We start from the raw sequence: 9,631 nt of genomic DNA, 5'->3' as shown, positions 1-9,631 counted from the left end.
CGGGGCAACGGCTAACAACGACGCCAGCATTGCCCTGACAGGTCTGTCGAACACGGTACGGGTAAGCATCTCAGCGGCCGACGGCACTACCCTGCCTGACTTCGCCGGTGCGGTAGCCGTAACGGGCAACGCCTACACGTTTACGAACCTGCCGAACCCAACGCAACGGGTAACGTACCTGGTTCGTCTCTATGGCGCCGATGGCATCTGCACAAGCACCCTTACGGTAGCCCTTGACCCGGCCGCCTGTGTGTGTCCAGTGCCAGCCTGCATACCGATTGTAGTTCGGAGGATCAATTGATCCTAACCGGATCAAAAAGCGGTAATTAACAAAACGCCTTCTGCTCATTAGTAGAAGGCGTTTTGCATTTGATGACACGTTGTAAACGCTCAACTTTTACCAGGAATTGATTGTGGGGCTAAACGTGCGTGACCCCACAGAGGTACGTTACCGATCATTAATTAAAAACGATCGTTGTTGTCGTCGTCCTCTTCCTCGTCTTCTTCCCCAAAATGCTTGGTGGGGTCAAACATCGAGCCGACAAGGTCTTTGAATTGCAGACCGGTATCCATGGCTTTTTTGCCTACCAGCGAGTATTCGGCAATGCCGTGCAGAGCGAACTCCATCATAAACAGGCGCTCCTGCTTGCTCAGGCGCGGGTGGAACTGATCGACCAGATCATCGAGGCCATCGATGGTACGGAGGCGACTCTCGTAATCCCGGTTCGAGAGGTCGTTGAGCAGGTCCATCGTGTTGCCATCACCAAACCAGTCGGTGATCTTTTTGTATGGATTACCCCGCTTGTCTTTCTTGGCCTTCTCCGGGTTGGGGAAGTAATTCAGAAACTGGGTACGTATCGCTTTGCCGATCAGGTTCTGCGCCACAATAACGGGGCCTTCCACCTCACCTTCATACACCAGTTCAACCTTACCGCAGATGGCCGGCACCACGCCATACACATCAGCGATACGCACGTAGGTTTCTTTCTCGCTGTTAAGCAACGTACGCCGTTCAGCCGATGATAGCAAGTTTTCGTAGGCCGAAATGGTCATCCGGGCCGATACACCCGACTTGGCATCGACATATTCGCTTTGGCGGGCCTCAATGGCGACCTGTTCAATCAAATCGGCCACCAGGTCGTTGGTTTTCACCAGCCCTTTCTGCTCGGTTTTTACAATCGCCTCCTGTTGCGTGATTTTCCGACCCATCTCGATGGTTTTCGGATAGTGCGTCACAATCTGGCTGTCGATCCGGTCTTTCAGCGGCGTTACAATGCTACCCCGGTTGGTATAATCTTCCGGGTTGGCGGTAAACACAAACTGAATGTCGAGGGGCAGGCGCAGTTTGAAACCACGAATCTGAATGTCGCCTTCCTGCAAAATATTGAACAGCGACACCTGAATCCGGGCCTGCAAATCGGGCAACTCGTTGATCACGAATATGCAGCGGTGTGACCGGGGAATCAGACCGAAGTGAATGGTGCGCTCGTCTGAGTACGGCAGTTTCAGCGTAGCTGCTTTGATCGGGTCTACATCGCCGATCAGGTCAGCTACCGATACGTCGGGGGTAGCCAGCTTTTCGGTGTAGCGATCACTGCGGTGTAACCAGGCAATGGGCGTAGCATCGCCGTGCTGAGCAATCAGGTCATGGGCAAAACGCGAGAGTGGTTTCAGCGGATCATCGTTTAGCTCCGACCCCTCGACATACGGAATGTATTCGTCGAGCAGATTCACCATCAGGCGGGCAATCCGGGTTTTGGCTTGTCCGCGAAGACCGAGCAGGTTAATGTGGTGCATCGACAGAATCGCGCGCTCCACATCAGGGATAACCGTTTCTTCGTAGCCCCATATGCCGGGGAACACCGACTCTTTAGCCTTGATTTTTTGAATCAGATTTTCGCGTAGTTCCTGTTTAATGGACCGGGACTGGTACCCGGCGGCTTTTAGTTCGCCAAGGGTTTTAATGGCAGTTAACTCCTTTGCTTTCAGGTTATAGTAACTCATTCGTTGGGAATGTTCGTTGGCAACACTCGTTGAAGAAACTGATTGAATGAACAGGCATTAACGGATAATGGACAATGGCTACCGATTGGCTGCAAAATCTGCCTTCGTCCAGTAGCGATTGTCCATTACACATCTTAATTCTAACAGGCTTTTGGCCTAAATGGTTTAGCTCCGGTACTATCGGCTCACCAGTAGATGCGGACAACAAAGGCTCTTTTTTTGCGTCTATGTTTTCCGGAAATAAGTCAATAAAAGGTCAAGAATCAGGGCTTTTGCCTCAAAAAAATAGCATTTACACCAGTCAGCTGTAATCTTAACCGTAGTTTTACGTTTTAAAAATCAACTTGGATCAGGTACGTAGTATGATAAATTACAGTAGGCTTGCACTAGCGTTGATCGGGTGGTTACTCAGCCCGTTTTGCCTGGCGCAGGACCCAAAACCCCTTCAGATTATTCTTCCTCAACAGTCCGACTGGACTGTCGTCGCTGAGGGGCAAGCCATTCAGTTTACGCTCAAAACCACCGGCAGCGCCGTCGACTCGATCAGTTACTCGATTGCTCAGGGCATGCTCGATGGCATGTCCTTCGACTCACTCGGGCATTTTAGCTGGACACCCAGTTACGACCTGGCTGACCGGCTTAAAACAACACGGACCGTTCCCGTCATTTTTGAGGTACGTAACCGCCGGGGCGAATCGGCCACACAACTGGTTGAATTCCGGGTAAATCACGTGAACCGCCGGCCGGTTGTCGAAGATTTACCCCCATTTTATGTGCGGTTTCAGACCCAGAACGTTTATAAGTTCGACCCTAAACAGGTGTATGATGCCGACGGCGACCCAATTGCGTTTGTCGCTATTCCTGACCAAATGCCGGAAGGAATGAAGCTTAGCGCCCAGGGCGAACTGACTTGGACCCTCTCGCGCAACCAGTTCAATCAACTCAGAGGAAAACCTGTTTACATTGAATTCTGGGTAGAAGACCAGCCTGCCAAGTCACGGACTAAAGGCCGTTTGAAGATCGACGTAACCCAGATGGATCTACCGCCGGTGATTTCGGTTGTTCCTAAAGAGCGGTCATACCGGGTCCGTGAAAATTCGACCATCAATCTTAAGTTCTACCTCGCTGATCCGAACGGCGACGACGACATTGAGGCCTTCGACTTTTTGAGTTCAAACCAGCTTATTCCCAAGTCGGCCTTGGTCAAGAACACGAACAACCAGTACGAGTTTATCTGGATGCCGGGCTACGAATTTGTGCGCGATCCGCACGATACGCTTCGGGTCAACCTCACGTTTTTCGTTCTCGATAAAGCCCAGAACCGCGATGAGCAAACCATCGCTATTACGGTGGTGAATACAGTCAACGAAGATGCTAAAGACCGGTACACCTACGCGCTGTACAACCAGGCGCTGGTGCAGGCCTGGAATCTGGTGACGCAGCTCGATGAGAAGGAAATAGAGCTGAAGCGCGATTACCGCCGGGCGAAAGGTGGTAAACGAAACCGGTCTATGGCGAATGCATCATTGGGGGCCGTCACGGGTATTTCGCCAGCGGTGAATTCGAATAACCAGCGCCTTATTTCGGCCATTGGCGGCACGGCGGTGTTGACGATGGGTACGTTGGAGGCCACCGAAGTAATTGGCAAATCCATGAAGGACCTGCTCGATCGGTATAATTACGTACTGGGCAAAAAGACCGAGCTACAAAACAAAGGGGACGTCTTTGCCCGCGAGTTTGCCCTGAAGTCGGCCCGCCGTACCCCCGACTTCATCAAGAAACTCGACGAATTCAGAAACGCGATGAGCCTGAGCGGCTTAGTATCGCTGGAACTCGACGCCAACTGGCAAAACAAAAAAGAAGCGACCGACAAAGCCCTGAAACGGACGTTTAAAGATTTTACCCCGCTGGACGAGGCCCAGTAGTTGAGCACGGCACACATATTGATATATAAGGATATAGTCATCCGTGACCTTATAGTCAGTTTTGTGTCTTAACGAAGAGTTGGTTATAGACCACCTCGCTCAACTTGTACTCGATGAAATCCCTTGTTGGTGTTGCGCTGGCCCTTGTCTTGGCCATTGCGCAACAGGCAGACGCGCTGGCCGGTACCAGTGGCCGCACTACTGCTCCCACCAGTAATCAGGCCTATCTGTCGCTACCGTATCTAAACCATTTTTCGCCTGGTTTACGAGCTCCATTTCCGCCCGTGCATTTTTGCGGCGAGATGGTGCCCATGCATGAAGAGATGGTGGCACGGCGGCTGATATCAGCCCTGTCACGGAGTGCGGGTCAGGCATCGGCCCTGCTCAGGATGCGGCAGCGGGCAGCAGCGTTCTTCCCACTGATTGAACCCGTACTGGCCAAATACCGGATTCCACTCGACTTTAAGTACCTACCCCTGGTAGAAAGTGCCCTGGTCGGAACTGCGGTATCGCCCAAAGGCGCAGCAGGCTACTGGCAACTGATGCCGGCTACCGCCCGCGAACTGGGGTTGGCAGTTGGCCCCTACCACGATGATCGCTTGAACCTGATGCGCTCTACAGACGCTGCCTGCCGGTATCTGCGTTTTCTGCACGATCAGCTGGGTTCCTGGACCCTGGCGGCGGCCGCCTACAATACGGGAATCGGCAATTTGCTGGGCAACATCCGCAGGCAGCAAAAACGCGACTATTACTACCTGCACCTAAACGCCGAAACAGGAAAATACCTGTATCGAATTCTGGCTTTCAAAGAGCTGTTCAGCAATAATTTACAGTACCGCGACCTACTCCCCCGGCAGATGCTGGCGACCCTGAACCAACCCATTGACTCGGAAGCCGCCACACAGGCAGACGAAGTACTCTTCGACGAAACCGTGCTGGTGAATCTGGAACGGCAAGCCATCACGGCCCCGATGCCCGTGTTGTCTGATTCGCCTGCCGATTCGCGCCCCGAAGACGTACCGCTGCCCAATGCTGCTGATGTGTTCCGGGGTGGTATCAAAGCGAAACTGACCGAAGCCGGCGCCCTGCGGCGTGGCGAAGTGTGGGTATTCAACCTGACCCGCAATGGCATGGCCGACAATGTGACCGTGAGTGAGGGAGACCGTCTCTATGCCATAGTCGAAGACATTGACCTCAAGACCGGCAAAGTGTTCTTCCGCGCCGATAAGCTTTATACAGCGGGGAGCCAGCACACCATGAATCTGCCACTCGCCGCCGTTGACGCCTCGACGGGTCGAATCGGCATTAAACTCCCAGACGTAGAGCAAATGAAAGCCGGGTGGACACTGACCTGGAAAGTTTTATAAAAACCTTACCACAGCCCAGCGAAGGCCCGTTCGGATGACTATGTCATCGGGAACGGGCCTTTGTGCTTCAGCGAAATACGGCGTTGCCATTAAACCGTTGGCTCGTTAGGCAGTCAAAAAAGAACTTATCGCTACAAGCGTCAGTTTTTAACACAGCACCAACCGAATTGCTTTGAAACAAGAAAATCAATTTTGCAAGTGCTTCATAGTAAGTTGCTTAGCACTCCTTTTTATTGCACATTTCTCCGTTGCTCAACAGAAAGAAGCCACAGGAAAGGGGAAGAAGAAAGGGCAGGTCAGAACGCAGCTCCCCACGCCACCACCTATTCAGCGGACCAATTTCGCCGGTGAATTAGTACCCACCCAGCAGGGTACCGTGGCGGCAAAACTAGCCGTAGCGCTGATGAGTACCTCGGGGTACAGTCGGCGCGTGCAGGCGCTCCAACAGCGGTCGGCCCCCTTTTTCGCCGTTATTGAGCCTATTCTTGCCCGGCACCACGTACCCAACGATTTCAAGTACATGCCGCTCATCGAGAGCAACTGGAAAGCCGACGCCGTATCGTCAGCGGGCGCCGTTGGCTACTGGCAGTTTATGGACGAAACAGCCAAGGACATGAACCTGCGCATCGATCCGGGTAACGACGAACGCATGGATTTGGTGAAATCGACGGAGGCGGCCTGCCGTTACCTGAAATCCCTGTACAAGCGCCTGGGCTCCTGGACGCTGGCAGCCGCGGCCTATAATGGGGGCATGGGCATGATCGAGAAGAAAATTGTCCGGCAGGCTACGCGGAGCTATTACGACATGACCATGAATGAGGAAACGGGGTATTACCTCTATCGGATGCTGGCCATGAAAGAGCTGATGCAGAACCCCGGCCGGTATGCTGGCCTAAGCGTGGGTATGCTGGCCTATGCCGACGACCCCTACGAGCGTGAATTGCTACAGGCGCGCCGCATGGGCTGGATCGTCGATGAAGATCCTGAAGTACTCGGCGTGCCTATCGATGCGTATGACAACAAACCAGGTGGTGAAGCCGCCACGATGGACAGTATCCTGACGAAGTTGCTAAGCCAAAAGCCGGGCACGCCCGCCTTGCTGACGGGTGATGTAGAAGCGAAATTACAAAAGGCAGGCAAAGCCAAACTTGGCCAGAGCTGGGCGTTTGTGGTTACGCAGGATGCGCAGATTGGCGAGGTAGAACTCAAATCGGGTGACGCCCTGTATGCCGTTGTCGACGATGTAGATAGCCGGGGCCAGTTGTTTCTTCGCGCTACCAAGGTTATTTCTGCCGAAACAAAAGAGGCCACTCCGTTGACCCTCTCGGCTATGAATCCCGTTACGGGGCTATTGGGCTTACCCATCCCGAAAAACCTACAGGCTGGCTGGCGTGTTCAGTGGAAGACAGAGTTTTAAACCCAGCAAACGATGAAAGCCATCTGGAACGGCGAAACCATTGCCGAAAGTGATAATACCATTGTGGTGGAGAATAACCATTATTTCCCGCTTGACTCAGTGAAGCCCGAGTACCTCACCGATAGCCAAACGCGCACGACCTGCCCCTGGAAAGGGCTTGCCTCGTATTATTCGCTGACGGTAGGTGGCAAAACCAATACCGACGCCGCCTGGTATTACCCGCAGCCAAAGCCGGCAGCCAGCGAGATCAAAGACCGGGTCGCTTTCTGGAAAGGCGTAACGGTAGTTGCCTAGCACGTACCTGAACAATTTGTTTCCCAGGCGAACCAAGGTTTTGTGTTGCTGATGCACAGCAACGTACCCAATTAAAAAAGCGGCACCGGAGTTATCCGATGCCGCTTTTTTAATGACTAACTGACTCCGTTACAGCTGTGGCTGCTGCGCTACGGCCGACTCATCAGCGTGAACATGTTTCTTGTTCCGCATGAAGATGTACAAACCGGCAAAAGCGACGATCAGAATAATGGGGAACGTAGTCATTTTAGCCAGGGTTGCCTGACCGGCAGCCAGCTCCATGGCATCGCCTGTTTTACCGGCAGCCGTCTGAACTACGCGTTCGGCGTCGATCCAGCGACCGATGATAGGCTGGAAAATCGACGTGGAGAACATCCCTACGCCACCAACAATCGACATACCCAGTGCGCCACTCAGCGGAATCCGCTCCGCCACGAAGCCGATCATGGTTGGCCAGAAGTAGCAGACACCGATAGCGAAGAAGACCGCAGCCACGTAGGCCATTGCTCCCGTTTGGGTACTAAACAGGTAAATACCGATGGTAGCGAAAATAGATCCGCCCAACAGTACGCCCGTTTGGTCGAGGCGGTGAATGATTGGTCCACCGAAATAGCGACCCACAGCCATCAGACCGGTAACCAGCGCCAAAATAAGCATGGGGCTTGCGCCGCTTTTGCTCATGATAAGGCCAACCCATTGTTGCGGGCCAAACTCAGAGATAGCCGTCAGGGCCATGCAGCAGAAAATAAAGAGGTACAGGGGAGTAAGCATGGCCGCAAAGTTTTTGCTGATCGACGTTACACCTTCCACACGTGGCTTTGGGAACGCCTGACCGAAAAACAGGAATGCATAGATCAGGGTTGGAATCATAATGACCCAGATCTGCGTCTGCCATGACAACCCACTGTCAGTCATTACTTTAGACAGCAAGCTACCTACCACGATACCACCGGGAAACCACATATGGAACCGGTTCAGCTTTTTGTTCATCTCTGCGCCTGAGAACATATCAGCGATCAGCGGGTTACAGGCGGCTTCTGTACAGCCGTTACCAATCCCGATAAACAATGTAGAGACAAGCAGGCCTGTGTATCCGCCCGAATAGATCGTGAGCAGAATGCCCAGTGTGTGCGACACGAAGGCCACCGTCATGATGATTTTAGGGCCAACCGTATGATACACCAACCCGCCGACAATCATGGCTATGGGAAAGCCCAAAAACCACATTGAGTTAATAAAGCCCAGTTGTTCGGCGCTCAGGGCGAACTCTGTCCCCAACTGAGGCAGAATTCCCGCTCTGATACTAAACGAGAAGGCGGTGGTGATAAGGGCGAAGCAACTTGCCAGGAAGAGCCTCGAGCTATTAACAGTCGTGTTCATAGAAAGACAAAAAAGAAGATTTGGTCAAACAAGTAGATTAGGTTTCTCGGTAAAGCCGCAATGCCTGCTTAATTACCCGGCAGAGCGCAGTTAAGGCAGCAATATTTCATTCGGGAACGGATTCTCAACCCGCAAACCGAGAAAATTATCCTATTCACTGCTACCCCGCCGCCGACTTATATCGCCTGGATACGTGTCTAATAGGTTATGCCACGCACTAAATCAATGAAATAATACTCATATGACAATATAATTATATAATATAATAAAAAAAAGAAACATTAAAAATCAATTAAAAGTCACTACCTACCGATCGATAAATATCCTTGGGGTTACATTTGCATTTCGTCATTTGAGTAAATTTCCTTACGGATTAGTCCTATATAGTTAACCCTTTTAGAATCAGTTTATCCTCACTTCCATTGCATATGAAAAAAATGTACTTAGCTAGAACCAACTGGCTCATAGCGTTTATCGCAATCCTCAGTCTCTGCAGTTCGTCTGCCTGGGCACAATTTACAGCAACCGTTTCGCCAACAACTGGTGTTGTTTTACAACCTACTAAAGCATATTCGTTTACTATTACAGGTACAAGTAATAGCACTAAGTTTGGGTCTGCACGAATAAGTATACCAGCTGGGTTTACTAACTTACTAATAACTTCTGTCACTTCGTCAAAATCCAACTGGTCTGCAATTGTTAATAATGGAAATATTGACATCAGTACTAGTGGCAATAACAGTGCTTATATCGGATCGTCTGAGTATGTCATTGTTAATGTAACAGCAGATAATCCAACCAATGCCGTAATTTCCACATGGACTACTACACCATACCAAAATAATACATTCGGTGGGGGAGCTTTAACTATCACAGGGAGTCAGCCAATTGTAACAATTTCTAAGGCAGATCAGACTATTACATTTAATGCACTCTCTAATAAGAACTATGGAGATGCCCCATTTGGTATTTCTGCAACTTCCTCGTCAGGCTTGCCAATTACTTTTAATGTAGTTAATAGTAGCCCAGTTACTATTACAGGCAACACTGTAACCATCACCGGAGTAGGCTCAGTAACAGTACGTGCTTCACAGTCTGGCAACGCTACCTACAACTCGGCATTAAGCATTGATAGAGTCTTTACAGTTGCGGCTAAGTCGATCACGGGTAGCTTCACGGCTGACAACAAAGTCTACGACGGTAACACTTCGGCTACCGTACTGACCCGCAACCTCTCAGGAGTA

At 51.3% G+C, this 9,631-nt stretch carries 7 protein-coding genes and 1 pseudogene; 6 read left to right on the top strand and 2 right to left on the bottom strand.

All coding sequences use genetic code 11. The features are described from left to right. A partial coding sequence (locus F7231_RS26915) for a hypothetical protein (protein WP_166694325.1) occupies nucleotides 1–301 on the top strand: 301 nt, incomplete at its 5' end. A gap of 161 nt (nucleotides 302–462) precedes the next feature. On the opposite strand, the gene F7231_RS26910 is transcribed toward F7231_RS26915, so the two are convergent. Beyond that, nucleotides 463–2,004 carry a P-loop NTPase family protein gene (locus F7231_RS26910; RefSeq protein WP_166694324.1) on the bottom strand — a complete coding sequence of 514 codons (1,542 nt, stop codon included), beginning with the start codon at nucleotides 2,002–2,004 and terminating at the stop codon, nucleotides 463–465. A 362-nt stretch (nucleotides 2,005–2,366) separates the two neighbouring features. Between F7231_RS26910 and F7231_RS26905 the strand changes: the two genes are divergently transcribed. The 4 genes from F7231_RS26905 to F7231_RS26890 all read left to right on the top strand — a co-directional run bounded on the left by F7231_RS26905 (nucleotide 2,367) and on the right by F7231_RS26890 (nucleotide 7,007). Beyond that, a complete protein-coding gene (locus tag F7231_RS26905; protein WP_085410644.1) occupies nucleotides 2,367–3,929 on the top strand; it encodes a hypothetical protein in 1,563 nt (520 codons plus the stop codon). A gap of 113 nt (nucleotides 3,930–4,042) precedes the next feature. After that, entirely contained in the window at nucleotides 4,043–5,296 is a 1,254-nt protein-coding gene (locus F7231_RS26900; protein WP_166694323.1) for a lytic transglycosylase domain-containing protein, read from the top strand. A gap of 172 nt (nucleotides 5,297–5,468) precedes the next feature. Further along, nucleotides 5,469–6,713 (top strand): lytic transglycosylase domain-containing protein, encoded by a 1,245-nt coding sequence (locus F7231_RS26895; RefSeq protein ID WP_229370423.1) that lies wholly within the window; start codon nucleotides 5,469–5,471, stop codon nucleotides 6,711–6,713. Between the two features lie 12 nt (nucleotides 6,714–6,725). Further along, nucleotides 6,726–7,007, top strand: a complete 282-nt coding sequence (locus F7231_RS26890; RefSeq protein ID WP_085410646.1) for a DUF427 domain-containing protein — start codon at nucleotides 6,726–6,728, stop codon at nucleotides 7,005–7,007. Nucleotides 7,008–7,136: 129 nt separating this feature from the next. On the opposite strand, the gene F7231_RS26885 is transcribed toward F7231_RS26890, so the two are convergent. Continuing rightward, on the bottom strand, nucleotides 7,137–8,387 hold the full coding sequence (locus tag F7231_RS26885) for an MFS transporter (protein WP_085410647.1): 1,251 nt from the start codon (nucleotides 8,385–8,387) through the stop codon (nucleotides 7,137–7,139). Between the two features lie 428 nt (nucleotides 8,388–8,815). Between F7231_RS26885 and F7231_RS26880 the strand changes: the two are divergent. Continuing rightward, nucleotides 8,816–9,631 (top strand): annotated as a pseudogene (locus tag F7231_RS26880) (hypothetical protein); the annotation flags it as partial.

The sequence above is a fragment of the Fibrivirga algicola genome, assembly GCF_011742925.1.
GTDB lineage: Bacteria > Bacteroidota > Bacteroidia > Cytophagales > Spirosomataceae > Fibrella > Fibrella algicola.
Note: the sequence above shows the minus strand (reverse complement) of the source record. Positions and strands in the feature narration are given on the sequence as shown.